This window comes from Clostridium sp. UBA1652, assembly GCF_002320975.1.
GTDB lineage: Bacteria > Bacillota > Clostridia > Clostridiales > Clostridiaceae > Clostridium_T > Clostridium_T intestinale.
In genome coordinates this window covers 1-25752 of record NZ_DCLI01000077.1, presented here as the reverse complement: position 1 = coordinate 25752, position 25752 = coordinate 1, and the positions used below count along the sequence as shown (strand labels likewise).

The 25752-nt window shown below is 32.1% G+C and carries 20 protein-coding genes and 1 pseudogene; 20 read left to right on the top strand and 1 reads right to left on the bottom strand.

Translation table 11 applies throughout. The annotated features are described in order from the left end of the window. Positions 1-201: 201 nt before the first annotated feature. From B3N22_RS15855 to B3N22_RS15800, 12 genes are all read left to right on the top strand, one after another. Complete coding sequence (locus tag B3N22_RS15855; RefSeq protein ID WP_238902010.1) at positions 202-1722, top strand: FAD-dependent oxidoreductase; 1521 nt, start codon at positions 202-204, stop codon at positions 1720-1722. 14 nt (positions 1723-1736) lie between these two features. Further along, positions 1737-1925, top strand: a complete 189-nt coding sequence (locus B3N22_RS15850; protein WP_238902008.1) for a 4Fe-4S domain-containing protein — start codon at positions 1737-1739, stop codon at positions 1923-1925. 13 nt (positions 1926-1938) lie between these two features. Beyond that, a complete protein-coding gene (locus B3N22_RS15845; protein ID WP_238902006.1) occupies positions 1939-2742 on the top strand; it encodes a DAPG hydrolase family protein in 804 nt (267 codons plus the stop codon). A gap of 492 nt (positions 2743-3234) precedes the next feature. Further along, positions 3235-4776 carry a sigma-54 interaction domain-containing protein gene (locus B3N22_RS15840; protein WP_286908681.1) on the top strand — a complete coding sequence of 514 codons (1542 nt, stop codon included), beginning with the start codon at positions 3235-3237 and terminating at the stop codon, positions 4774-4776. 352 nt (positions 4777-5128) lie between these two features. Continuing rightward, positions 5129-5950 carry a DAPG hydrolase family protein gene (locus B3N22_RS15835; RefSeq protein WP_238902003.1) on the top strand — a complete coding sequence of 274 codons (822 nt, stop codon included), beginning with the start codon at positions 5129-5131 and terminating at the stop codon, positions 5948-5950. A gap of 25 nt (positions 5951-5975) precedes the next feature. Further along, a complete protein-coding gene (locus B3N22_RS15830; RefSeq protein ID WP_238902001.1) occupies positions 5976-6218 on the top strand; it encodes a 4Fe-4S dicluster domain-containing protein in 243 nt (80 codons plus the stop codon). 27 nt (positions 6219-6245) lie between these two features. Continuing rightward, entirely contained in the window at positions 6246-7943 is a 1698-nt protein-coding gene (locus B3N22_RS15825; protein WP_238902000.1) for an FAD-dependent oxidoreductase, read from the top strand. 173 nt (positions 7944-8116) lie between these two features. Next, the gene (locus B3N22_RS15820; protein WP_286908677.1) at positions 8117-8950 is read left to right on the top strand and encodes a methyl-accepting chemotaxis protein; all 834 of its coding nucleotides are present in this window, start codon (positions 8117-8119) and stop codon (positions 8948-8950) included. A gap of 513 nt (positions 8951-9463) precedes the next feature. Further along, positions 9464-9967 carry an NADH-quinone oxidoreductase subunit NuoE family protein gene (locus B3N22_RS15815; RefSeq protein ID WP_238901996.1) on the top strand — a complete coding sequence of 168 codons (504 nt, stop codon included), beginning with the start codon at positions 9464-9466 and terminating at the stop codon, positions 9965-9967. Between the two features lie 26 nt (positions 9968-9993). After that, positions 9994-11238 (top strand): complex I 51 kDa subunit family protein, encoded by a 1245-nt coding sequence (locus B3N22_RS15810; protein WP_286908674.1) that lies wholly within the window; start codon positions 9994-9996, stop codon positions 11236-11238. 37 nt (positions 11239-11275) lie between these two features. Continuing rightward, on the top strand, positions 11276-13000 hold the full coding sequence (locus tag B3N22_RS15805; protein WP_286908672.1) for an NADH-dependent [FeFe] hydrogenase, group A6: 1725 nt from the start codon (positions 11276-11278) through the stop codon (positions 12998-13000). Positions 13001-13750: 750 nt separating this feature from the next. Next, a complete protein-coding gene (locus B3N22_RS15800; RefSeq protein ID WP_286908670.1) occupies positions 13751-14650 on the top strand; it encodes a LysR substrate-binding domain-containing protein in 900 nt (299 codons plus the stop codon). Between the two features lie 16 nt (positions 14651-14666). Here the strand turns inward: B3N22_RS15800 and B3N22_RS15795 are convergent, their stop codons facing one another. After that, entirely contained in the window at positions 14667-15290 is a 624-nt protein-coding gene (locus B3N22_RS15795) for a TetR-like C-terminal domain-containing protein (RefSeq protein WP_286908668.1), read from the bottom strand. A gap of 167 nt (positions 15291-15457) precedes the next feature. Between B3N22_RS15795 and B3N22_RS15790 the strand changes: the two genes are divergently transcribed. The 8 genes and pseudogenes from B3N22_RS15790 to B3N22_RS15755 form a co-directional block, all read left to right on the top strand. Beyond that, positions 15458-17473 (top strand): oxidoreductase, encoded by a 2016-nt coding sequence (locus B3N22_RS15790; protein WP_286908667.1) that lies wholly within the window; start codon positions 15458-15460, stop codon positions 17471-17473. Positions 17474-17735: 262 nt separating this feature from the next. Continuing rightward, positions 17736-18557 (top strand): DAPG hydrolase family protein, encoded by an 822-nt coding sequence (locus B3N22_RS15785; protein WP_286908665.1) that lies wholly within the window; start codon positions 17736-17738, stop codon positions 18555-18557. 63 nt (positions 18558-18620) lie between these two features. Further along, entirely contained in the window at positions 18621-20621 is a 2001-nt protein-coding gene (locus B3N22_RS15780; RefSeq protein WP_286908663.1) for an oxidoreductase, read from the top strand. Between the two features lie 87 nt (positions 20622-20708). Continuing rightward, positions 20709-21653 (top strand): flavodoxin family protein, encoded by a 945-nt coding sequence (locus tag B3N22_RS15775; RefSeq protein WP_286908661.1) that lies wholly within the window; start codon positions 20709-20711, stop codon positions 21651-21653. A 256-nt stretch (positions 21654-21909) separates the two neighbouring features. After that, positions 21910-22665 carry a sulfite exporter TauE/SafE family protein gene (locus tag B3N22_RS15770; RefSeq protein WP_286908659.1) on the top strand — a complete coding sequence of 252 codons (756 nt, stop codon included), beginning with the start codon at positions 21910-21912 and terminating at the stop codon, positions 22663-22665. Positions 22666-22736: 71 nt separating this feature from the next. Next, complete coding sequence (locus B3N22_RS15765; RefSeq protein WP_286908657.1) at positions 22737-23561, top strand: methyl-accepting chemotaxis protein; 825 nt, start codon at positions 22737-22739, stop codon at positions 23559-23561. An 80-nt stretch (positions 23562-23641) separates the two neighbouring features. Next, complete coding sequence (locus B3N22_RS15760) at positions 23642-25243, top strand: sigma-54 interaction domain-containing protein (protein WP_286908655.1); 1602 nt, start codon at positions 23642-23644, stop codon at positions 25241-25243. Positions 25244-25278: 35 nt separating this feature from the next. Beyond that, positions 25279-25752: pseudogene (locus B3N22_RS15755) on the top strand (sulfide/dihydroorotate dehydrogenase-like FAD/NAD-binding protein); the annotation flags it as partial.

The following is a 25752-nucleotide window of genomic DNA, read 5'->3' as shown; positions in this document are numbered from 1 at the left end:
AAGGTTAGAGAACATTACTATGCCATAACAGTAAGTAAAATAGAGAAAGGTAAACCCCTATAGATGCAAAAAAGCATCTATAGGGGTTTGTTTTTAATGCAAAAATGTTGATTTTGCTAATGTTAAAATATTGGCATGATAGTTGCTTAATAATATATTGAAAACAATATCAGAATTTTTGTTTAAGAGAGGAGTTTTACGATGAAACATGTAAATGTTGATTTAGTAGTAATGGGAAGTGGTCTTGCAGGCCTAGCTGCAGCCGTAACTGCTGCAGAAAAAGGAGTTAAGGTTGCAGTATTTGAAAAAAGACCATTTCAAGGAGGTGGAGTATCAAACACACCTATGTGTACTATGGCAGTAAAGAATGATAAAGAATATATTGATAAGGCTTTTAATGTTCACATGAACTATACAAATTGGAATGCAGACCCAGCTGTTGCTCACACATGGATTAGAAATTCAGCACGTATTCCTGAATATATAAGAGGTCTAGGTTTAGATTTTCAAGCAGTGGCACCTACCCCACTAGAAGAAATAGGTGAAAAACGTGGATATGGCGGCGGTTTTCCAAATGGATATCATATTGGAGATTATTACTTCTTTAAAGCTAGAGGAAGAGGTCATGGGGCAGCATTAATTTGCAAAAAGGCTACCGATAAATTTATAGAACTTGGTGGAGAGATATATTTTAATAGTCCAATAAAAAAGATAATAAAAGAAGGGGATAAGGTTACAGGAGCAATTGCTATAGATAAAGATGGTAATGAAATTAAAATATCAACAAAAGCGCTAATTGTTGCATCAGGTGGCTTTAGTGACAATTCTGAATTCATAAAGGAGTATACTGGGCATATATACACAAATAATAATTGTGATGATGGTGGTAATGTATTATTTAACACATTCCCTAATGCTCAAATGACAGGTGATGGTCAGGCTGCTGTATGGGCGATTGGTGGTGCAAAGGGGTCTATGGGTATAAATGGACATAATCTTGTACCTGGACCAGGTATAATTGGAAACGTACCATGGGTAGTTTTCAATGAAACTAGAACTATTCAAGAACAACCTTATCTTTGGGTAAATCAATTAGGAAAACGTTTCATAAATGAAGAAATGTCAAATGATCATATGACTATGGGTACAGCTATTGCTAATCAAAAAGATAAATGTGGATACATTGTGTTTGATGAAGAAACAGTACAACATATGGAAAAAGAAGGTCTAGAGTATATATATATGATATTCCCAGCAGAAAAACTTAACAATGTACGTGCTCAATTTGAAGAACTGATTAATATAAAAGGAAATAAACATATATTCCTTGCAGATACTATTGAAGAATTATGTGAAAAAACAGGTATAGACTGTGAAAATATGAAGGATACAGTGGATAATTATAATAAGTACTGTGATGAAAAGCATGATGATGAGTTTGGTAAAAATCCAGTTTTTCTACGTCCTGTTAGAGAGAAGAAGTTCTATGCTATGCGTGTATTCAAAGGTGGATATCAAGCAATGGGTGGAATAAAAATAAATGGTAAATGTGAAGTTCTAGATGAAGATTTTAGAGTTATTAAAGGCTTGTATTCAGCTGGAGACTGCGCTGCTGGCGAAGTGTTTGGAAATCCACCAATTGGAGGCATTGGAATGAGTAGCATAAGTTTTGGACAAGGTTTTGCTTCAGCAGATGAAGCTTGCAAGTATATTAAAGGTTAATGGAGGAATATAATATGAAGGTTACAATTAAAGATTATTGTATAAGATGTGGGCTATGTGAAGATTTATATCCAGAATTATTCACATTTAATCATAAAGATGACAGAATAGATGTAAAATACGAAGAAGTTCCAGAAGAATTGAAGGAAAAAGCTAAAGGAGCAGCAATAGATTGTGCTGTAACTGCAATATTCTTAAAGTAAATGGAGGATGAACATGGTAGTAAGAGCGGAATTGGAAGAATCAGAAAGAACGTATAGATATGCTAAATATTACGATTTGGATATGACATCAATTCCAAATGAGAAGTTGGAAGTACTTTCTAAAGGACCAATAGATTCAAGTAAAGCATTAAAGATTCAAGATAGAAATGCCTTGTTTAATACTGGTTATCTTGACTGCGAAATAGGATTTTGTAATATGGAAGATGGAACAGGTTTTTTAGCAAATCGTACATTTATGCCAGGAGTTACAACTGAAATGTTTGAATGGTGGTTTGCTTGGCATCCCTTAGAAGATTTAAGATATAGAATATGGGACCCGGAAGATCATTTCTATGCAAGGACACAAAATAGAGAAAAAAATCTAAATGCTTCACTTCCTATGAGAGAAAGAACTTGGGGGATAAAGCATCGTGTTTTAGAAGATATTGGAGCAGGACCAGATGAGATAATTCTTGAATTTGAGGCACCAGATACTTTGGGATATGATATAAGCAAAATTGGAAGTAAATATTGTGGAACTATGATGTGTGCTAATGGACATGGACCAACTGTGGGAAAAGGTCCGGTTGCTGTTATGACGCATATGACAAGGGACGTTGAAGGCGGAATTGAGTTAAGAAGTCGTTTTTGGATTGGTTATCAAATCATAAATGGACAACCGGTTAAAGTAATTCCAGATGGAGTAAGATTACCAATTGAGGTGACTAAAGGTCTATTCGCTCATAATTTAAAAGAGTTTACTCATTTAGCTGAAATACTTCCGAAGATATACTCCGAGGAAAAAGATAACTTCTAAGATAATATAACAATATGTAATAATTATTTTAAGCATATATAGTTAGCTATGTATGCTTTTTTTCTTACAAATCTGCTAGTGAGCTAATGTAAGGATTATATAGGAAAGAAGCTAAAAGAAATTTAATGAAGCCATGAGATTTCTACAGGTAATAAGTGCGGAGGAATCTAATGAGAGCCTCTACAGAGCATAAGTGTAGAGTGTGTAAATGTGTAAAAACACAGAAACAGCGAAGCAGTAGAACATAGGAATGTTGGAACATAGGAACAGTGGAGCAGTGAAACATTGGGATGATGGAACAAGGAACTTTATTTAGAAGAAAGATTCAAAAATATAGACGTTAATAGTTCTCTTAGTAAAGAGAATTTAAATATAAATAGTAACAATAATTAGAAGTAAACAATTTATTCAGAGGAGAATATGTGTTATTGTTGAATATATAATATAGAACATTATGTGAGCGGTTTATATAAAGTTAGGTGGAGATTAGTTGTGAATGAGAGAGAGTTAATAGGAATTAATAATGAGATTGATAAAATAACGGAGGATGGTATAGATTTCAGACAAGAAGAATTAGGTATTACCCAAATATTAGATGAAATATCTGAGGGTATATATTTAGCTGATAAAAATGGTATTGTTACTTCTGTTAATAAGAATTATACAAAGATAACAGGAATAGAACCTGATGAAGTAATTGGCAGATATATGCAAGAGGTCCTAAATGAAAGATATTTAAGCGATGAGTACGTAATATTAAATAATGAAGATTTACAGGATAAAGAAATTAAAGATAATAGAGAAGAGAATGAATCTTATGTAACTGAAAAGCCTCTTGCAATATGTAAAATGGTATTAGAACAAAAAAAAGAGATTTCTATAATAGGGACTCTTGTTAGAAAGAATGATAGAAAGATAGTCCATTTTAAAGGAAAACCATACTTTAATAATTTTGGAGAAGTAAATTATGTGTTAGTAGTCATAAGAGAAATGGAGGATTTTATTAATTTAAAGAAGAAACTGCAAGATATAGAGAGAAAAAGTAAGAGATATCTTGATGAATTAATATATCTAAGAAATAATCAAAAAGAAGATAATATGATAGCAAAAGATGCTTCTATGAAAAGAATTATCCAATTAATTAATAGTGTGGCAAAGACAGATGCAACTATACTTATTACTGGAGAAACAGGAGTTGGAAAGGAAGTTATTGCAACAGAGATTTATAAAAAAAGTAATAGAAGCAATAAAGCATATATAAAAATTAACTGTGCTGCTATTCCAGAAAGTCTACTTGAATCAGAAATGTTTGGATACGAAAAAGGGGCTTTTACAGGTGCTATAAAAAAAGAAAAGTTAGGGTATTTTGAATTAGCACAGAAAGGAACTTTACTATTAGATGAAATAGGGGAAATGCCAATGAAGCTACAATCAAAACTTTTAAGAGTGCTTCAAGAAAAAGAGATTACAAGAATTGGAGGAACAAAACCTATTAATCTGGATGTCAGGATAATTGCAGCAACTAATCAAAATCTGGAACAACAAATTAAAAATGGAACATTTAGAGAAGATGTATATTATAGATTAAATGTAATACCTATTGAAATTCCTCCGCTTCGTGAAAGAAAAGATGATATAAGCATATTGGCAGATACTTTTCTTAATAAGTTTAATTTGAAATATAATAAAAATAAAAAAATAGAGGCAAGTGTATTAGAAGTTTTAGAAGAATATAATTGGCCTGGAAATGTTAGAGAGTTAGAAAATTTATTAGAACGTCTTGTGATATATGGTGACGATGAGATAATTAATAAAGAAAATATCAATAATATACTCAGAAAAAATGAGTTTTCACAATATTTAGTTGAAAGAGAAGAAATTACTCTTAAGGAAGCAGTAGATTTATTAGAAAAAGATATTATAGAAAAAACACTAAAAAAATATAGAAGTTCTCGTAAGGCAGCAAAAGTATTAGGAGTAACTCAACCTACTGTTTTAAGAAAAGCAAAATCATTAGGAATTAAAGATTGGTGAAACAAAAATGTTTCTATATGATAAATTTTTGTTTCACATCTCTAAAATGATATATAGATAATTTGGATATGGAATAGATTAATATTATGGTAAAAAAATAGAAGAATCGCTAATTAAATTTAAATTTAGTTAGCGATTATTTTCATTTTTAATATTTTTTAATTTGAACATCGATACATTTTTGAATCAAATAGTGGTTTAACACATTAAAGAAAATTATGATAACAATTACACGAATAGAGTAAATTAGTCTATTTAATGTGAAATAATTAACATATAAATTATTGGCATAGAAATTGCTTTTATAATAGCTGTACAAGTAATGTTAAAAGTTGAGGAGGAGATTAATATTATGGAACAAAAAAAGTCAGTAAAAGTGCCTATTAAAGAAGAAGATAAGTCAAAAAGTTATTTTAAGTACTATGATCTTGAAATGACTGAGGCTCAGAAGGAAAAGTATGATTTAGTAATGAGAGGCGCTATAAATCCAAAAGATGCGTTAAGAATACAGGATAGAAATGATTTATTCGAACCAGGATATTTAGATTGTGAGATCGGTTATTGTGTAATGGAAGATGGGACAGGTTATGTATCTAACTTAACTACAATGCCAGGAGTTACAACAGAGATGTTTGATTGGTGGTTTGCATGGCATGGCCTTGATAATCTTAGATACACAATCTGGAACCCAGAGGATCACTATAAAGCTGAAACTCAGCAAAGAAGAAAGGCTAAAGATAACGATTTATCATATAAAGAACGTTATTGGGATACAACTCATTATGTACTTGAGGATACAGGGATGGGGCCAGAAGATATAATTATAAATTTTAAAAATCCAGGAGATTTGGGTTTTGATATAAGTAAAATAGGTACAGAAGCATGTGGAACTATTGTATGTGCAAAAGCTTTTGGAAAAGGACAACCACCATTTACGCCAGCCCCAACAATTATGACACACTTTATAAGAGAAATTGAAGGTGGAGTTGAACTTAGAACAAGATTTTGGATGGGGTGGACATTAGTTAACGGAAAGGAAGTAAAGGCACTTCCAGATGGAATAAGAATGCCAGAGATGGGACCTAAGAGCTTATTACTTCATAACATAAAAGAATTTACACATTTAGCTGAGATACTTCCTAAAATTTTTGAGGAAGAAAAAGATAACTTTTAATGTTTCTTTAATGGAGGATGTAAATATGAATATGAATAATAAAATAGAATTTGATAAAGAGAAATGTATAGGCTGTAAAATGTGCTACAAGTCATGTTTTATAGATGTAATTAGATGGAATGAGGAAGAGAAAAAACCTGTTTTTAAATACGTAGAGGATTGTGTGCACTGTAATTATTGTGAAGTTGTATGTGTAAAAAATTGTATAAAAGTAATACCTGATTTTAAAGGTGAGTTATTACATCAAAGTTTTGATATGTACAAATAATTTTAAGTAGGTAAAAGGAGAATAGAAATGAATAATAAAAATTATGCTGAGCAGGTATTGTTTACAGATGTTCTTGTTATAGGGGGCGGTATAGCAGGTCTTGCGGCTGCTATTACAGCTAAAGAAACCAATAGTGATACGGATGTTTTAATAGTTGAAAAACAAACTTGTGGATATAGTGGAAAAGCCAATAGAGGTGGTGGAGTATTACAATACTTTGATTTTGATAAAGTTAAACCAATAGAATTTGTAGCATACCATGCAAATGCAGTAGGGTGTTTCCTAGGAAATCAACCACAAATGCTTAAATATGTTAGTATGAATCACCAAATGCTAGACAAACTAAAGGACTGGGGAGTAAAGGTACCTTATAATGAAGATGGAACATTAAGGGTATTTCCAACTGGTCCTATGACTGGAATGATAGGAGTAGACCTTGACATAACGGTTAAGGTACGTAGAACCGCTGAGAAAAAGGGTGTTAAAATTATAGACAAAGTAACTATATCAGATTTATTAACAAATGAAGGGGAAATAGTAGGAGCCACTGGATATAGCCTATTGGATGGAACTTTTTACGTTATTAAAGCCAAGTCTGTAATATTAGCTACAGGAAGTCAAAATTATAGAGTTATAAATATGTGGGCTAATGGACGTGGTGATGGTATAGCTGCAGCTTATCGTGCAGGAGCAGAAATGAGAAACGCTGAGTTTGGAAATTTTGCACAACTATTTAAAGTAAAGAGTCACCATGAGCTAGTATTTAATGAAAATGTTTTATATAATTCATTAGATGAAAATGTTACAAAGAATTTTAGATGGTTCCCAGAAGCAGATGTTAATTCAAAAGCTATAGCTGAATGGTATAACCAAATGGCATCAGGTAGAGGGCCTATATATATGCGTCCAGAAGAATGTCCATTAACTCAAGGGGATGAAGTTATGTTCACAACTAATGAGATGTGGAATAGACCTTATGGACTTAAATTATGGAGAACAATATATGAAAAATGTCATAGTGTAGATGTAGATAATGAGGTTGCACCAGGATTTTTGGGCGAGCAGTCACCAGTTAAGGTTAATAATGATATGGAAACAACTATTTCAAGATTATTTGCAATAGGTGATGTTAGTTTTGGTGGTTCAGCAGTAGCTGGAGCAGTTCCGGCTCCTCCAGGAAGAAATAGAGGTTCGGGAATCTTAAATGCTGTATTTGCAGGAATAGTTGCAGGAGAAAAGTCTGTAGGATATGCTCAAAAACTAGAGTATGTAAAAGAAGTTGGTGGTCAAATAAAAGATTGTAAGGAGAGGGCTTTTGCTCCACTTTATAGAGAAGGTGGTGTTACAGCAAAAGAAATAATTCAAGATGTTCAAGCTATAATAGCTCCTGTAGAGAACAGCATATACATCAGTGAACATAGATTAAATGTAGCTTTAAGGAAGTTAGAAAAGGTAAAAGAAAAGTTAGTCAAATTAAAAGCAGATGATTATCATGGTTTATTGTCTTGTCACGAAGCTGAAGCTATGGTACTTTCAGCGGAAATGTTCTTTAAGGCAGCGTCATTAAGAAAAGAGTCAAGAGGATGGTTTTTAAGAGAGGACTTTCCAAATACAGATAATGAGAATTGGTTAAAGTGGATAGTAGTGAAAAATGTAGATGGAGAAATGACTTTAGGTACTGAAGATGTCCCTATTAATCAATACCCAATAAGACCAAGAAACTAAGAGATAAGAGGTGTAAAAGCCTCTTTTATTCTATATATTAAATAATTCTCGCCATTTAAGATAAGCTTCTTAAAAATATTAAAAAGAATTCGAAATAATACTCCTAATGAAAACGTAGTCAAATCAATGATATAATATCAACTGGAAAATATTTTACTAAGGAGGGGTTTTATATGGAGAAAATTTTTGAATCTCTAATTAATTCTACGCCAATTATAAGCGAAATGTTTGGAGGGAATGCAGCCATTATGGTTTGCGATAAAAATGAATGCCTACATGCTTTAGATGGTAAGAATGTGAAAGCACCATTGAAAACTGGTGAAAAGATTGATCAGGGAATTCAGGATAAGACAGGTATTAGTGAGACTGTTTATAGAAAAAAGAAAACATTAACTAATGTTTATACAAAAGAAAAACATGGTATAGATTTAAAAGCTACTGCAATTCCGGCTTTTAATGAGAAGGGAGAAGTAGTTGGATACATAGGCTTAAATACAAGTACTGAAGAATTTGCGGCGATTAAATTCTCCACAGAAGAGTTGAAAAATTCACTTCAAGAAACTAATTTAACCGTATCAGAAATTGCTAATAGTGCTGTGAGATTATCTGAAAATTTGAATTATATGATAGATAATACAAGAGAAACAGAGAAATTAATAAACGAAAGCACTGAGGCGGTCACGTTGATTGAAAGCATAGCAAAACAATCCAATCTACTTGGGCTTAATGCTGCAATAGAGTCATCAAGAGCAGGAGAGCATGGAAAAGGATTCTCAGTAGTAGCTGGTGAAATGAGGAAGCTAGCGTTGAATAGCGGTGAGTCATCCAAAAAGATTTCATATGCACTTGCTGAGATGAGCAATAGTATGAAGCTAATAATAGAAGCAATAAACGGGTTAGGTAAAATATCAACAAATCAAGCTGCTTCATTAGAAGAGTTAGCTGCCACTATGGAACAAATTACCAGAAATTCAGAAGTGTTGGTCGATTATATAAAAACAAAATAGATGTACATAAAGTTTATTTTTTTTATATAGAATACTTCAGGAGATGTATATTTTAGTATGAAAAGTGTACTGAGTTAGTTATAAATGCTAATTTGGTATGCTTTTTACTTTTAGTAAAAAATTTTCATACTTACCTAATCAAGGGTAAAGAACTTAGGCTATATAATAGTTTTTTATTAAGGTAAAGTAATAACAGAAGAAAGGCCACATCATATATTGTGTTAATACACAAACGTATCAGTATAGATAAATCTATGTATCGGACTAAAGTAAGCATAAATGCTAAAAGAAACTCTTGATTAAATTCAAATTAATATTACTACTTGGTAATAAAACATAAAACTATTAATTGTTTTAATTTAAGGAGAAGAGTGACAACGTAGTAATATGGCGGGTTTATACAACCCAATAATAATAAATGTAAACAAAAATGAATTTGGCATGATATTTGCTTTATATAAATATATGAAATGAAATTTATGGATTTAGTTTAAGAGAGGAGAGTTAAATATTATGAACATGGATTTAGAAAAGGATTTATATTTAAAAATAGAAGAGATCTTAGAGAAGTATGAAAATAATAAAAACAACATACTAGGAATTTTACTAGAGGTGCAAGCAATTGCTCCGCAGCAGTATATTTCTGCTGATATTGCAAAGTTTGTAAGTAAAAATCTAGGAATATCTCTTAGCAGAACTTATGATGTAATTACTTTTTATTCTGCATTATCTGATAAACCAAGAGGACAGTATGTAATTCAAATATGTAATAGTACAGCTTGTATGGTGAATAAGTATGAGACTTTAAAAGATGTTTTAGAACAGCAGTTAGAGATAAAGGTAGGGGAGACAACTAATGATGGAGTGTTTACGTTAATGTACTCACCTTGTTTTGGAGCATGTGATGTATCACCAGCTTTTCGTATAGGAGATGAGATTTTCGGGGAGTTAAGTAAGAAAAAAATTAAAGATATTATTCATGATTATAGAGGAGAAAATTTAAAAGAAATATTATAGGAAGTAAATAAAGAGGAGATATCAATATGAAAAAGTCAGTTGAAATAATATCTAAAAATTTTAACTTTAAAAATCCTGAATCTTTAGAGGAGTATATTAAATCAGGAGGATTTTCAGCTTTAAAGCAGGTTGTAGATACGCCAAAGGAAGAAATATTTGAGGTTGTAACTGCATCTAAATTAAAAGGTAGAGGGGGAGCTGCTTATCCAACTGGAAGAAAACTTCAACAAGCTGCTCAAGAGATAGCTGATTCAAAGGTTATTGTGTGTAATGCTGATGAAGGAGAACCTTCAACATTTAAGGACAGAGCTCTTTTGGAATGGGCACCCTTTAAGGTTTTAGAAGGACTTATAATTTCTGCATATGCTATAAATGCAGATAGAGGATATATCTATATAAGAGAAGAATATCAGAAGCTTCAAAGAAGAATGAGAACTGCCATAGAGTTAGCTGAAAAAGAGAATTTGCTTGGTGAAAATATCTTAGGCAAAGGGTTTAATTTAAAGGTAGAGGTAGTTTCAGGAGGAGGGGCTTATGTCTGTGGTGAAGGCTCTGCACTAGCCGAATCAATAGAAGGTAAAAGCGGAAGACCAAGAATCAAACCTCCATATATCAAGCAAAAAGGTGTATTTGGACTGCCTACCTGTATAAATAATGTTGAAACTTTAGCCATAATTCCAGTGTTATTTTCAAAGGATGCTGAGGAGTATCTTTCGTGTGGGACTGGGGAGAGTAAGGGAACTAAGTTAATAAGTATATCAGGAAATGTAAATAGACCAGGAGTATATGAAATCCCATTTGGCTTAACCTTAAGAGAGATAATATATGATGTGGGAAAAGGCATTGAAAATGATAAGAAGTTTAAATTTTTGCAGTTAGGGGGAGCTTCTGGACCTATAGCCTCAGATATGATGTTAGATGTTAAATATACATATGAGGATTTTAAGGATAATGGATTAGCTATTGGTTCAGGTGCGATTTTAGTAGGGGATGAAAGTAATAGCATTGTAGATTATGTAAGAACAGTCCAAGATTTTTTTGTTCATGAAAGCTGTGGTAAATGTACTCCTTGTAGGGAGGGAAACAGACAATTAGCTGTTATAATCAAAAGATTTTCTAATAAAATAGCAGGTCCAGAGGATTTAGCAAGTATAAATAAGATTACAGATATTATGAAAAGTGCATCTTTTTGTGGTTTAGGTAAGTCTTGCACTGCTCCTTTAATTTCTGCAATAAGAGAATTTAAAGAAGAGTTCTATAGCTGCATGTAAATTAAAAGATTCTACTATAAAAGAGGAGAAAATATATATGAATTATTACAAAGTAATTATTGATAAAAAGGAAGTTAGTGTGCCAGAAGGAACTACAATTTTACAGGCAGCAAAGTTTTTAAATATAAATATACCAACGCTATGCTATCATCCAGATCAAAGTGTGAAGGCTAACTGTAGAATTTGTCTTGTTGAAATAAAAGAAAGAAACTCCTTAGTTACTGCTTGTTCTACACAAGTATGGGAAGGTGCTCAAATACTAACAAATTCTAAAAGAGTATTAGATGCTAGAAAGAGTGTCTTAGAGTTAATATTAGCCAATCATCCACAAGATTGCTTAAAGTGCATTAGAAATGGAAGTTGTGAACTTCAAGATATATGCAGACAATTTAATCTAAGGGAAAGTGACTTATCTAACATAGCTCAAAGATATCCTTTAGATAATACCAATCCTTCATTAGTTAGAGATAGGTCAAAATGTATAAAATGTAACCGCTGTGTAGAGATGTGTGAAACTACACAGGGAATAGGGGCACTTTGTCATTCTCATAGATCTAGCAACTTAACTGTTGGAACAGCCTATAATGAAACATTAGAAAAATCTAATTGTATATATTGCGGACAATGTACAACAGTATGCCCTGTAGGTGCTTTATATGAAAAAGATGACACTGAAAAGGTGTGGGAAATTCTTAATGATAAAGATAAGCATGTTATAGTTCAAGTAGCTCCATCAATAAGAGTAAGTGTTGGGGATGAGTTTAATATGCCAGCAGGAGAAAATGTTACAGGTAAGATGGTTGCATCACTTAGAAGAATGGGTTTTGACAAGGTATTTGATACGAATTTTGCAGCAGACTTAACTATCATGGAAGAGGGAAATGAATTAGTTGAGAGAATAGAGAAAAATGGAGTGTTGCCAATGATTACTTCCTGCTGTCCAGGATGGATAAACTATGCGGAAATATACTCTCCAAGCATATTAAAGAATTTGTCTAGCTGTAAATCACCACAACAGATGTTTGGAGCAATAGCTAAAAGCTATTATTCTGAAAAGTTTGGAATAAGTCCAGAGGATATAGTAACTGTTTCTATTATGCCTTGTACAGCAAAAAAGTATGAGGCCAATAGAGTGGAAATGAAAACTAATGGGGTAAAGGAAGTTGATTTTGTTTTAACTACTAGAGAATTTGCAAGGATGATCAACACTGCAAATATTGATTTTAGAAACATAAAAGAGGAGGAGTTTGATTCTCCTTTAGGAACTGCTTCAGGGGCAGGCGCATTATTTGGAGCAACTGGAGGTGTAATGGAGGCTGCTTTAAGAACTGCATATACACTTTTAACTAATAAAAAATTAGAAAACATTGAATTTAAAGAAGTTAGAGGAATGAAGGGAGTAAAAGAAGCTGTTATAAACATAAATGATGTTCCTATAAAAATTGCTGCTGTTCATGGAATATCGAATGTTAAAAATATAATAGAGCAAATAGAGAATGGAACTGTTGAATATAGTTTCATAGAAGTTATGGCTTGTGTAGGAGGATGTGTAGGTGGAGGAGGACAACCTGTTGGAAGTACTCTAAAAGCTAAAGAAAAAAGATTGAAACAGATTTATAGAATTGATGGAAGGAAAGACATAAGAGAATCTCATAAGAATCCAGAAATAATAAAACTGTATAGTGAATATTTAGGTAAGCCTATGAGCGGCTTATCCCATAAACTTCTCCATACCAAATACTCTCCAAGGAATATAGACTAATAATACAATACTTTAATAAATCAAAGTGATAAAAAAATGTATTATATCAAATAAAACTTGATTCAGTTAGAATTATATCATAAGTTGCAGTGATTATGCCTATTGAGGCAATAGTTGGACCTACATCAAGTTTTGTTTACTTAAAACTCAATACAAAAGTGAATTGAAGTAAATTTAATTATAAAAATGATTAAGATTAAAAATAGTCTAATTAAAAAGTGTAGAGGTCTTCAAAGTAAGTATTAATAAGCGTTTGAAGAGTAGTAAAGGCAAAAATATGAAGGATTTAAATTTTTGGCATAATAGTTGCTTTATTATATAGAGAGGTATAGGTAGTGTAGAGTTATTAGGTATTACAAGTAATTCTAATATGTGATGATTTAGAAAAGATTACTTAAAGAGAATTCCCAATTAAAAGATTACGATTTATATATTATCCTCTACATTTAAAATTTATTTTACCACATAAATACCAGTACCACTTTTGGTGAAAAGTAGAATTTGTCAATAGCAGAAGATGAATTCTACTTTTACTTATTTAGTAGAGAAATATAAATCGTTGTATGAGAGAATATTTATTAAGCATTGGTTTAATATAGCTTAATTAAGAATACTGCCGAAATATTGAAATTTTGGCGGTATTTTTTCAGTTAAAGGGTAAATATCTTAGATTGAATTATCTATCTACCTCTGATATATTTAAGTTGTCCTTATGGAAAATATAGAAAACAAAATATTGGAGGAGTTTTTGTGAACTATGAAAAGGTTACCTTACTTCAAATTGAGTATTTTCTTGCTGCAGCTAAGCATTTAAATTTTACAGAAGCAGCTAAAAATTTATATGTTTCTCAGCCTTCTTTAAGTAGACAAATCGCTATATTAGAAAGTGAGATAGGCGTCCAACTTTTTTTTAGAACAAAGAGAAACGTAAGATTAACATCAGCTGGAATGGTCTTATTTAAAGAAATAAATGGAGTTGTAGATTCTATAGAGCAGGCAATAGAAAAAGTAAAACAGCCCAACTTAGGTGAAAATTGCACCTTAACTATTGGATGTCTAGAATCTATGAATACAAGTGTGTTTTTGCCCATGATAATTAGGAAATTTAAAGAAAAACATAGAGATACTAATCTAATTGTTGAAAGCTATGGTTTTAAACAGTTAAGAGAAAAACTTATTAATGGAAAACTAGACATAATATTTACCCTTTCCTTTGAAGTTGACGATTCATTAGGAATTGTGTGGGATACAGTTTATAGGGGAAATTCTTATATAGTAATGGATGTGTCCAACCCTTTAGCTAAATCTGAGAGTTTAAGCATTAAAGACCTCAAAAATGAGAAGTTTGTTATAATTTCTAGAGATGAATCACCTAAAGGCTTTGATGGAATAATAAAGATATGCAGAAAAAATGGGTTTGATCCAAGAATAGTAAAGCAGCTTCCAAATATAGAGTCGGTACTTCTTTGTGTTGAGGCAGGGGTAGGTGTTGCATTGTTTGATTCACAGGTAAGATATGATAATAAAAATATAAAAGTTTTTAAGGTTGAAAATGATTTTGTAGATGTAATAATGGCATGGAAAAAAGAAAATATGAATTCAAGCATACCACACTTTGTAAATGGAGTTTTAAGTGAAACAAAAATATAAATAAAATTATAGAGAATTAAATAATCGAGAGCTTATTATCAATTATCGATCTATAGGTTTGAAAAAAACCACTTTCCATATTACTTTTCATAAGTAGGCCAATTGTATCTAAAGGAGTTTCAGGGCAACTTTCAAGCCACCATTTGATAGTTGCCATACAATTAGATGCAAAAAGATAAGAGTATAAGTCAGCATAACTATCTTTTGATTTATTAAACTTTTCATCTGTATAAATAATATTTAATATATCATTTTGAAGGATGCCAAGCATTTCATTATAAATATTTCTTTCAATTTTGGCATTCCATAAAGTGATATAGACTTCACGGTTATCTATAAAGAACTCTAGTATATTTTTGAAATAATCATGGTATACAGAATTATAAATCTCACTATTTGATGCTTTTATAAAGTCAGAGTTTACATTCTTTATAAAATTATCAAGTACGTCACTAATATAACAGTCAATCACATCAAATTTATCTACGTAGTATTTATAAAAAGTGGTTCGATTTATTTGAGCATATTCTGTTATTTTATTAACAGTAATATTTTTTGTAGGATATTTACTCATACATTTAAGCAAAGCATTATAAATACTTTGTTTTGTTTTTATTACTCTTAAATCTTTTTCACTCACTTCTATACCCCCTATAATATTTAATCAACATTTCAAACGGTAAGTGTTGGATAAGCAACATTAAGCAATATCTTTGCTGATTGTTTGAAAAAATGTGCTATGCTACCATAATAATATAAAACGATATCGTTATCAATAACTAAAAATTTAACAAGAGGAGTATTATTATGAGTAAGTTTACAAATCTATTTAGCCCTATCAAGGTGCGTAATTATACTTATAAAAATAGAATTATTAATGCACCTACATTATTTGCACATTCTGTGTTATTTCTGCCTGAAATCAAAGAAAATGTTTATAGAATGGTTGAAAATAGAGCAAAAGGAGGTTCAGCAGCAGTATCGACAGGAGAGATTTCTGTTAATGCTGAAGAAGCTTTATGTTTATTTTTAGAGCGTCCGGTGGATTTTAATAAATACGAAGGAAAAGACTTTGAAGATATTAAAGAATTTGCAACGAGAATTAAGAAACACGGAGCTATTTCTTATTTAGAATTTTGTCATGAGGGTTCTAGGTCAGAGGCTAAGCCGCCGTATCAACCTTGGGGACCAGATGGATATGTAAGAGAAGACGGGGTTGAGGTAAAGGAAATGGATATCTCTATGATGAAAAAAGTTTGCGAGGATTTTGCACGAGTTTCAAGATTTGCTAAAGCTTGCGGATTTGACGGAGTATTAGTTCATGGAGGACATGGATTTAATATGCAGCAATTTCTCTCACCTTGGACAAACCATCGTAAGGATGAATTTGGAGGTAGTATGGAGAATCGCGCTCGTTTTCCAATTATGATTCTTGATGCAGTTCGTGAAGCAATCGGAGATGATATGATTATTGAGCTTAGAATAAGTGCAGAAGATGGTGTTAAAGATGGACTTACCATTGAGGAAACAGTTGAATTCTGTAAGTTAATTGATGGTAAAGCTGATATAATTCATGTATCAAATGGATTGAAGTGGGCTGGAAATCAAACAAATACATTTTCAGATTTATTTGATAAACATGGTGTTAATGTTGAACATGCAGCTAAAATTAAAAAAGCTGTGAAGAAATCCTTAGTCGCAGTAATTGGGGGCATAAATAGTCCAGAACAAGCTGAAGAAATTATAGCTTCTGGAAAAGCAGACTTTATTGAAATTGGTAGACAAGGGTTTGCAGATCCTGAATTTGCAAATAAAGCAAAGAATGGAGAAGAAGATAAAATAAGAAGATGTGTAAGATGTTTTCAATGCTACCCTGGATTCTGCGAACATAAGACAGATATACCTTTGTGGGAAAAATTACCGATTGAAGAAGCAAATAAAATTTATTCACCTGCCTCAATGGGAAGATGTGCAATAAATCCAAACTCAGGTTTTGGGCATTATCCTGATCGTATGCCTGTACCAAAAGGAAGTAAAGAAGTTTTAATTATAGGCGGAGGAGTAGGAGGTCTTCAGGCAGCATTAACAGCTAAAGAAAGAGGGCATAGGGTAACTTTAGTTGAGAAGACAGGTAAGTTAGGGGGAATCATTAATTTTACTGATACAGATGAGGATAAAAGGGATTTAAGAAACTTTAAAAACCTTTTAATTAGAGAAGTTGAAGAAGATAAAACTATTAAAGTTATTATGAACACAGAGGTTGATATGGATTTAATAGATAAAATGAATCCAGATGTAGTAATTATTGCTGTTGGATCTCAGCCTAGTGTTCCAAAAATCCAAGGAATAGATACAGCTATGAATGCACTTGAGGCATATAGTTTAAATGACAATATTGGCAAAAATGTTGTACTTGTAGGAGGTGGGCTTGTAGGCTGTGAAGTAGGACTTCATCTTGCAGATGAAGGAAAAAGTGTAACTGTTGTTGAGATGAATACAATGATGGCTTATGAAACCTTTGGCTACTATAGAAATGCTTTATTAGATGAAATGGATAAAAGGGGAATAAAGCAAGTTATTGGAGCTAAATGTCTTGAGTTCAAGCAAAATGGTGTTTTAGTTTTGAAAGATGGAAAAGAGTCTTTCATTGAAGCCGATACTGTTATTTTTTCAATGGGAATGAAATCAAACACTGAATTAGCTGAAGCACTAAAAGATGCATGTAAAGATAGAGAAGTATATGTTATTGGAGATTGTGTAAAACCAGGAAAAGTTGGAGATTCAGTTAGAAGTGGTTATATGGCAGCTATGTCAATAATATAGAGTTTTAGATTAAGTATAAGTCTCACATTTGTTAGCTTTTTATGATAACAATGTGAGACTTTTTACTTTCACTAACATATAAATCAAAAACTAATAAGGATTCTATAGAAATGTGTATTTATAGTTATAACGTATAACAGTAATAACAAATAGGCATTTTAATTAAATGTTTAACATTGATAAAATATAAACAAGCAAGCAAATAAATATTACTTTGGTTGAAAAGGATTACTAGAGTATTAAAAAATAAGGAGAGAGAGATATGATAAAGGATTTAAAAAGAGAATTAACCATCGAAGAAAAAGAAAAGTCATATTCAAAGTACTTTTATAAGCAACTTGCAACTCCAAACCCAGAATTAATGGAGATTTTAAGAAAAGGACCTATGAACCCAGAGAAAGCATTAAAACCTGAAAACATAAATCACTTACTTGAACCAGGATACGATGAAGTAGAAACAGGATACTGCATTTTAGAAAATGGAGCTGGTTATGTTGCTGTTAACAACAAGTTCCCAGGGGTTTCATTAGATATGATTAATTGGTGGTTTGCATGGCATGCTCTTGAGGATTTAAGGTATATGCTATGGTTTAGAGATGGTCATTATGGAATATCAATAAGTGATGAAGATAGAGAAAAAATACTTAATCCTGAGACTCCAATCTTAGAAAAGTTCCAAGGACGTGTGCATCAGGTAATAGAAGATACAGGAAATGGACCAGAGGATATTCAGATTTCGTTCTTAAGCCCAGAACAAATAGGTTTTGATCCTAAGGAACTTAAAGAAAAAAATATAACAGTAGTATGTGGTAATGGTATAGCACAGTCAAGAGCTGGCGGACCTAAAGCCCCCGCTGTAATGATGCATTTATTTAGAGAGGTAGATGGAGGAGTAGAATCTCGTACAAGATTTTGGATGGGATATAACATAATTGATAAAAAACTTTGCAAATTGCTTCCAGATGGAATACAGATGCCAATTCAAGCTCCGATGGGACTAGCCTTCCATAATGTTGAGGAGTATAGCAATTTAGCAGAGATATTACCAAGTCTATATAGTGAAATGAATGGAGAAATATTTTAGAGATTCTTTTAGTTAAATTTAAATGAACATGGATGAATATTAAGAGAGAGTGAGGAATTAGTAATGAGCAAATATAAAAATGTGTTTTCGCCAATAACAATAAAAGGAGTGGAGTTTAAGAATAGAATAGAGGTAGCACCTATGGTACCTTGTATGGCAACTCCAGAAGGATGGGTTACTAAAGAAGTAATTGAATTTTATAGACCATTTGCTAAAGGTGGTGCAGCAATAGTTACAGTAGGTGACTCTGCGATAAACTGGGAACATGCAATGGATCATGAAGGACAAATTAATCTAGGTGATGATAATGTAAAAATGGGTCTAGATGATTTAGCAGACGAAGTACAAAGATATGGTTCTTTAATTTCTATAGAATTAAATCATGGAGGACGTTTTGCTAACTCTATGAATTTAGCAACTAAAGGTTTAAAACCAGTTAGTTCTACTCCAAAACCAGCTGAAATTGATGAATATTTCTCAAAGCTTCAAGGTAAAACACCAGCAGAAGTTGAAGAAATGAGCATTCCATTAATAAATAAAACTATTCAAGATTTTGCAGATGCTGCTGGAAGATGTAAAGACAGCGGATTTAAAATGGTAATGATTCATGGAGCGCATGGTATGCTTCCTTCACAATTTTTATCTCCATACGTAAATAAACGTACTGATAGATATGGTGGAAGTTTTGAAAATAGAGCACGTTTCTGTATTGAATTATTAGAAGCTGTACGTAGAAGAGTTGGAGAAAACTTTATACTAGAGTACAGAATTAGTGCAGATGAATTAGTTGAAGGCGGAATGAAAGTTGAAGAAGTTATTGAGTTTGTTAAGCTTATAAAAGATAAAATTGACATACTTCATGTTTCAGCAGGTATGCTTCCAAATCCATTTACTATTCAATATATGATTCAACCATTATATGTTCCTTACATGTTAAACATACATTTTGCTGAAGAAATTAAAAAGGCAGTTGGTAATGATTTATATGTAACGGCAGTTGGATCAGTTATGACTTTAGAAAATGCAGAAGAAATATTATCAAGAGGATTAGTTGACTTTGTTGCTATGGCAAGACCATTTGTAGCAGACCCTGAATTCATGAGAAAAACTGCTCTTGGAAAAGTTGAAGATGTACGTCCTTGCGTACGTTGTAATACTTGCTGCGGTCGTTCAGCATTCTTTAAGAAAACTAGATGTTCTGTTAACCCAACTAATGGACGTGAAACAGAATATCCAGGTGGAAAAGTTCAAAAAGCAGATGTTAAGAAAAAGGTTGTAATAGTTGGTGGAGGCCCAGCTGGAATGCAGGCTGCACTTACTTCTATTGAAAGAGGGCATGAAGTTGTACTTTTTGAAAAGGAAGAAACATTAGGCGGTACTTTAAAACATGCTACAGACCTTGAATTTAAAAAGGACTTAAGAAACTACTTAGAATGGATAGTTGCTCAAACTTTAAAATGTGGAGCAACAATAAAGTTAAATACAGAAGCTACAGAAGATATGATAAAAGAAGAAAATCCAGATGCTTTAATTATAGCAGTTGGAGCTACTCCACTTATTCCTAATATACCAGGTGTTGATAAGGAACATGTTCATTGGTCAGGAGATGTAGATTGTGGAAGAGTACCAGTAGGCAACAAAGTAATTGTTGTTGGGGGAGGACTTACAGGAGCTGAATCAGCTGTTGATTTAGCAATGCAAGGTAAGGACGTAACACTTCTTGAAATGCAAGGACCAGAAGCATTATTAAATGGATCTTCATTAATCAACAGATTCTCATTACAATCTTTATTAATGAAACATGGAGTTAAAGTTGTAACTAATACTAAGCTAGAAGAAATTACTGACAAAGGAATTAAGACTATAAATTCTAGATTCCAATGGAAAGAATATGAAGCAGATACAGTTGCATTAGCTTTAGGAATGAGACCACGTAAAGATGTTATAGCTAGCCTTAGACACGCTATTCCAGAAACAGAGGTTTATGTTATCGGAGATGGAAAACAAATAGGTAATGTATATTCAGCAGTTCACGCTGGATTTGATACAGCAGCAGAAATATAAAGTGAAACTTAGCTTTAGAGGGAGTTTTACAGTGGCTAGACATCAGATAAAACTTAAGATGATAATAAGTATTATGGAGGAGTAGAAATGAAAATTTTAGCAGTTACAGCAGGTAGAAGAAATGGAAATGGGGAAATTTTAGCTAAAGCAGCTCTAATGAAAGCAGAGGAGCTAGGTGCAGAAGTTAAGATGATTAACCTTCACAATTATAATATTAAACCTTGTTCTGGCTGTGAGTCTTGTACAGTAAAATTCACACAAAAAGGAGAAGCTCCTGAATGTGTGTTCAAGGATAAAGATGATATGGACACAATTATGCAAGAATGGCTAGCTGCTGATGGTGTTATTGTAGTTGTCCCAGCATACTCATTTATGCCAGCAGGTTTATACAGAATATTCACAGACCGTCATTTAGCATATGAACCAAACTTCCATAAGCAAGTAAATAATCCTGCTTACTTTAAACATAGAGTTGGTGGAATCATTTCAAATGGAGGATCTACTAGAAGCTGGATGTCACTTGGATTAGAAAGCATGAACATTACACTATTAGCTCAAGACATCAAGGTAGTTGACCAAGTTATGATAAATCGTGCACCAAGACCTGGACAAGTTCTTCTTGATGAAGAAAGTTTAGAAAGAGCAGCAAAACTTGGAGAAAATGTAGTTAAGGGAATTCAAAACTATGAAGAAGTAGGGTTCCTTGGAGATGAAAATCTTGGATGGTGTCCAGTTTGTCACTCAAATGTTCTATCATTAGGAGAGCCACATTGGAATGAACAAGGCTTCAAAATAGAATGTCCTGTATGTCATTGCGGTGGAGATTTAGAAAAAGATGAAAATGGAAAGTGGAAGTTTGTAATAGAACAAGATGGACACAGAAAATCAATGACAAACGGTAATGGAGCTAAGGATCATTTCTTCGAAATACAAGACACTATGAGAAAATACTTCTCTAATATGGAAGTAATAAATGAAAAACGTAAGAAATATTTAGATTATAAACCAGCAACAATTGAAATAAAGAAGTAAGCTTAAAAAGGACTATGAAGTTTTTCATAGTCCTTAATTAATACAATATTGTATTAAAGATAAATTATTGGAGATGAGTTTAATTTATAGTTACATTACCTATTTTTCTTTTTTTACTGTGTAAGATAGCTAAAAACTTAACATTTTTCTAGATATAAGAGTTTGAAATTTTAATTGTGAAAAGTATGGCATGGAAATTGCTCTACTATTTTAAGGTAGTGTTTTAATGAGTTTTACGAAGAAAGGGAGAAAATATATGAACTTAATAGATATGTTTAATTTATCTTTGGGTCAATGGCTTTGGATGATAGTAGCTGCATTTTGTATTGGCTTTTCAAAGACTGGAATAAGTTCATTTTTAATGCCAGCTATACCTATAATTGCAGGAGTATTTGGAGGTAAGGAATCCACTGGAATTATGCTGCCTATGCTTTTAGTAGGAGATATAGGTGCTTTATATTATTATAATAGACATGCTGAATGGAACAACATAAAAAAATTATTACCTTGGGCTATAACAGGACTAGTTCTTGGAATAATAGTTGGTAATTATGTTAGTGACAAGCAGTTTAAGTCATTTATAGCAGTTTCAGTAATAATATGCCTATTAATATTAATTTACACTGAAATAAAGGGCGGAAATTTAAATATACCTAAAAACTTCTTTGTATATGCTTTAACAGGAGCTTTGTGCGGGTTTACATCAATGATAGGTAATGCTGCGGGACCTGTTTTCAGTGTTTATTTATTAGCAAGAGGATTTAAGAAAGATGGATTTATGGGTACTACTGCATGGTTTTTCTTTATTATAAATTTAACTAAAGTACCGCTACAAATTGTATTCTGGCACAACATTCCTTTCAATACGATTTTCCTTACTATAATAATGATACCAGCAATAGCTATTGGGGCAGTATTAGGAGTTAAGGTAATAAAAAGACTTAATGAGAAGTTATTTCATAGCACTATTTTAGTTGTTACGGCTATAGCAGCAATCAAATTACTTATTTAAAACATATTTGCATTGGTACAATTCGTTTTTGTATTAGCAAAAAATGTTCTAATTATGGTGAGGGGGATAATATGGATAAGAACTTAGAAAGAATAATAGATTTTGCTCCAATAATAAAGCAATTAGTTAAAGAAGACTGTTCATTAACTATAACTAATAAAGAAGAATGTATTTATTCTGAAGATGGACAAAATGTTAAGGCACCTTTTAAAGTTGGAAAGTTAAACGAACTAGAGATGAGCGGACTTAGAACGGTAATAAAAAATAAAAAAACATTAGATAAGGTGCTTACAAAAGAGACTGACGGAATAGACTTAATGATAACAGCTATGCCACTAATGAATAGAGAAGGGGATGTAATAGGAAGTATAGGAGTCTCTAAAAGTATTGAAAAGGTGGCAAATATAAAAAATTCATCCCTAAGACTAATGAAATCCTTAGAGGAAACTAATAAAATAGTAAATGGCTTTGCTAGTGATGCAGTAAAACTTTCTGAAAGATTAAATTATATGATTAAAGAAACCAAGCAAGGAAAAGAGAATGTGGAAAAGAGCAATGAAGCTGTAAGATTAATAGGTAATATAGCTAGACAATCGAATATATTAGGACTAAATGCTTCTATAGAATCAGCAAGAGCAGGAGAATATGGAAAAGGATTTTCTGTAGTAGCAAAAGAAATGAGAAAGCTTGCATTATTAAGTGAAGAAACTTCTAAAAAGATATCAGAAGCATTAAGTAATATAGATGGTGGAATAGATATGGCAATAGAGTCATCTAGTTATATTGGGGAAATAGCATCAGGACAAGCAGAATCAATAGAAAAGATTGCTGCAAGTATAGAGAAAATAGCCTTAGATTCAAAGGCATTAGTTGAACATTTAGGTACAGATATTTAAGAAAAAGTCAATATTTATGCTGATAACGATTTCTGATATAATAAGCTAGGATAGTTATTTTAGAAACGGGAGAAAAATATATGAATGAGAACCTTATTACAATTCAGGTAGATTCTGAAACCAAGAAAAAGTATACGGATATACTTAATAAAAGTGAGCTTTCTCCAAAAGTATTGTTAGACAGAATGATGGAAACTTATAATTTTCGTATGGATAGTGATATTGACGTACTACTTGTAGCAGACACTGTATATGATGGAGTATATATTACAGACAAGGATGGTATTGTAATATATATCAATAAAGGATACACCAGAATTGCTGGAGTAGAAGAACATGAAATAGTAGGAAGAAATATACAAGAGATATGGGAGGAGAAGGGGTTTTATTCAGATGCTGCATTTATACTTTTAGATGATAATAAAGAGAGCACGGCATTGCAGATGATAGGCAGTTTAGATAAAAAATCTATGAGGCTTATAAAACCACAACCTATATCACATATAGTTAGAGATAAAAAGAAAGAAATTTCAGTAATAACTACTATAGAAAGAAATAATAAAATAGTACTTATGAGCGGAAAACCATTCTTTGATGAAGAAGGGAATATAGTAAGAATAACTATATTAATGAGAGATATTACTGAATTAATGAAATTAAAAGAGAACTTAGATAAGGCTGAGAATGAAAAAAAGAAATATTTAAATGAGTTAAAACACATAAAGAAAGTTCAACTTGAAGGAAACATAATATCCAAGAGTAAAGAGATGGATAGTATAAGAAGCTTAATTAAAAGTATTGCTAAAACAGATGCAACTGTGCTTATAACTGGTGAAACAGGAGTAGGAAAGGAAGTAGTAGCAAAAGAAATCTACGTTAATAGTAATAGAAATAAAGAACCTTACGTAAAGATAAATTGTGCAGCTATACCAGAGACACTATTAGAATCTGAACTATTTGGATATGAAAAAGGAGCCTTTACTGGAGCACAAAATAAAAACAAGCTAGGATTGTTTGAGATAGCTAATAATGGAACGCTACTTCTAGATGAAATAGGGGAAATGCCTATAGCTCTTCAATCAAAGCTTCTAAGAGTTCTTCAAGACAGAGAAATTAAGAGAATAGGCGGAGTGGAGTTTATAAAAATAGATGTGAGAGTTATTGCTGCCACAAACGAAGATCTGCATAAACAAATAAAAGAAGGAAAGTTTAGAGAAGACTTATTTTACAGATTAAATGTAATTCCTATAAGTATTCAGCCACTTAGAGAAAGACCAGAAGATATAGATGCTCTAGCCGATAGCTTTTTAGAAAAGAGTAATAAGAAGTATGGTAAAAATAAAGTATTTAAAAATGAGGCATTGCAAGCATTAGAAAACTATAATTGGCCAGGCAATGTGAGAGAATTACAAAATATAATAGAGAGATTAGTAATAATCGGAGAAGAGAAACTGATAGATAAGGATAAGATTTATGGAGCTTTAGGTAGGGAGAAAGTATCTAACTGCTTTAATATGGATGAATTTACGAGCTTGAAAAAATCAGTAGAAGACTTAGAGCGAGAAATAATAAAAAAGACCCTTAATAAATATGGAAGTACATATAAAGCAGCAGAAATCTTAGGAATAACACAATCCACAGTTGTAAGAAAAGCTAAATCTCTAGGGATTAAAGACTGGTAGAAGAATATACATAAGTAATGATATGGAGGAGAAATATGTACAAGATAGTTAAAAAAAGACAATTAAATGAAAATATCTATCTAATGGATATAGAAGCACCAAGAGTAGCAAAATCATCAAATCCAGGACAATTTATCATAGTGAAAATGGATGAAAAAGGTGAAAGAATTCCATTAACCATATGTGATTATGACGCTGAAGCTGGAACAGTAACAATAGTGTTCCAAACCTTAGGTGGCTCAACACAAAAAATGGCTACTTACAATGAAGGAGACTACTTCCATGACTTCGTAGGCCCACTTGGAGTACCTTCAGAAATGGTACATGAAGATTTAGAGGAATTAAAAAAGAAGAAAATAGTGTTTATAGCAGGTGGAGTAGGAACAGCTCCAGTATATCCACAAGTTAAGTGGCTAAATTCAAGAGGAATTAATGTTGATGTTATAGTTGGGGCAAAAAGCAAAGACATATTAATACTAGAAGAAGAAATGAGAGAAGTAGCAGGAAAC